Genomic DNA, 2,359 nt, shown 5'->3' with positions numbered 1-2,359 from the left:
CTCGTCGGCAGCGTCAGATGTGTATAAGAGACAGCCCGCGAACCCTCCGCCCGACCTCAGCCGATGTCCGTCGGATCCACCCGCACCCGCACCGGCTCCGCCGTCCGCAGCGCGATCCTCGCGATCTGCGCCGCCTTGAGCGCCGCCGCCAGCGCCGCCCCCTGCCCGGGCGCCACCCGCAGCAGCGCGCGCTCCTGCTCCTCTCCCCGCAGCGCCGGCACCGGCACCGGCCCGAGCACGTCGGCCCCGTCCGGCAGCCGGATCAGCCCCAGCAGGTCGGCGACGGCCGCCGGGCTGCCGCTGACCGACGCCATCCGCGACACCGGCGGGAAGTGCAGTTGCGCCCGCTCGTCCCGCTCCAGCCCCGCGTGCCCCAGCGGGTCCCAGCGGACCAGCGCCTGTACCGGACGGGCGGAGGGCTCGGCGACCACGACCACCGTGCCGCCCTCCGTCGAGGGCCGCACCAGCGCGGCGGCCGCCAGCCAGAGCCGCAGCGCCTCCTCCCCGGCCCGCAGGTCCGGCCGGCTCAGCAGCGCCCACCCGTCCAGCAGCAGCGCGGCCCCGTACCCGGAGCCGCCCTCCACCAGGGGTTCCGCGCCCGGTGTGGAGATCACCAGCGAGGGCTCGTCCGGCACGGTGGCCAGCACCGCGTCCCGTCCCGAGGTCCGCACCGGGATCCGCGGGAACGCCTTGCCCAGTTCCTCCGCCGTCCGCCGGGCGCCGACCACCTGGGCCCGCAGCCGGAACGACCCGCACTCGGGGCAGTGCCAGTCGTTCTCCGTCTCCCCGCACCACCCGCACGTCAGCAGGGCGTCCGCCGAGGGTGCCTCCAGCGGCCCCTCGCACCGCCGGCACCGCGCCGGGGTTCGGCAGCGCCCGCAGGCCAGCCGGGGCACGTAGCCGCGCCGGGGCACCTGGATGAGCACCGGGTGTCCGGCCGCCAGCGCCTCCCGGGCGGCGTCCCAGGCGACGGAGGGCAGCCGGGCGGCCTGTGCGGCCGCGTCACGGTGCTGGTCCTGGTCGGTGACGGTCCGCACCCTCGGCGCGACCTGCCGCACCGTCTCCCGGTCGGCGACGAGCGGGCGGGCCCAACCGGTACTGACCAGCTGCGCCCCCTCCACCGTCACCGCGTGCCCGCCCAGCAGCACCGCCGCGCCTTCCTCGGTGGCACGCAGCAGCGCCACTTCCCGGACGTGCGGGTGCGGGGCGCGCGGGTCGCTGTGACTGCTGTCCCCGTCGGACCAGACGACGACCAGCCCGAGGTCGCACACCGGGGCGAACATGGTGGCGCGGGTCCCGATCGCGGCGCGCACCGAGCCCCGGCTCACCGCGAGCCAGCGCTTGTAGCGCTCGCGCGGGCCGAGGTCGGCCTCCAGGGCCACGTGCGTCCCGGGGCCGAGCAGCTCGGTCAGTGCCTGGTCGACCCGGGCCACCGACCGCCCGTCCGGCAGGACGACCAGCGCCCCGCGCCCGCTCGCCAGCGTCGCCGCCACCGCCCGCGCGATCTCGTACGGCCAGCCCGGCCCGGGCAGCGCCGTCCACACCGCGCGCGGCGCGCCGCCGGCGGCCAGTGCGGCGAGGAAGTCGGGTCCGGCCGGGTAGCGCTGCCAGCCGCCGGGGGCCGGGGCCGCCGGGCGCGGCTGCGGCGGCGGGGAGGGCTCGGCTTCGGCCTTGGCGTGCCGGGGCGGGACGGCCAGCTGGAGCACGTCGGCGAGCGTCCCGGCGTAGCGGTCCGCGACGGTCCGGCACAGCCGCAGCAGCTGCGGGGTGAGCACCGGCTCGGGCGAGAGCACCTGCGCCAGCGGGGCGAGCGGCCCGGGGAAGTCGCTCTTCTCCAGCCGGGCGACGATGAACCCGTCGTGCAGCTCGCCGCCTTCGCGCTGCCCCTTCACCACGCGCGCGCCGAACCGCACCCGCACCCGCACCCCGGGGCGGGCCTCCTCGGCCATCGCGGCCGGCACCTCGTAGTCGAAGAACTTGTCGATGGTGAGCACGCCCTTGTCCACCACGACCCGGGCCACCGGCAGGTGCTCGGCCCGCTTGGCCCCGTGCCAGCTGCGCGGTTTGGCCCGCTTGACCGTCTCCCGGATGAAGGCCAGCTGCTCCGGCTCTCCGGCCCCGTTCTCCTCTGTGCTGCTCATCGCTCCCAAGTACTACCAGGTCACACCGACAACGCGCACAAAACGGCGCCCGCCCCCCGAGAGGGGCGGGCGCCGCTTCGAGCGCTCCGGACGTCAGTCCTGGACGGCCGCCTTCAGCTGCTCGACGCGGTCGGTGCGCTCCCAGGTGAAGTCCGGCAGCTCACGGCCGAAGTGGCCGTACGCGGCGGTCTGGGAGTAGATCGGCCGCAGCAGGTCCA

Annotated in this window: 2 protein-coding genes; both read right to left on the bottom strand. The window is 76.9% G+C overall.

Annotated features, from left to right (window positions below; all coding sequences use genetic code 11):
• Window positions 1-56: 56 nt before the first annotated feature.
• A complete protein-coding gene (locus tag OP86_RS32320; protein ID WP_030261078.1) occupies window positions 57-2,141 on the bottom strand; it encodes a primosomal protein N' in 2,085 nt (694 codons plus the stop codon).
• Between the two features lie 93 nt (window positions 2,142-2,234).
• The coding region (locus tag OP86_RS36300) for a methionine adenosyltransferase domain-containing protein (protein WP_157849907.1) at window positions 2,235-2,359 on the bottom strand (125 nt) is incomplete at its 5' end.

This window comes from Streptomyces novaecaesareae, from assembly GCF_000716875.1.
GTDB classification, from domain to species: Bacteria; Actinomycetota; Actinomycetes; order Streptomycetales; family Streptomycetaceae; genus Kitasatospora; species Kitasatospora novaecaesareae.
The sequence above is the reverse complement of the archived record's forward strand: the minus strand, read 5'-3'. Positions and strand labels throughout refer to the sequence as shown.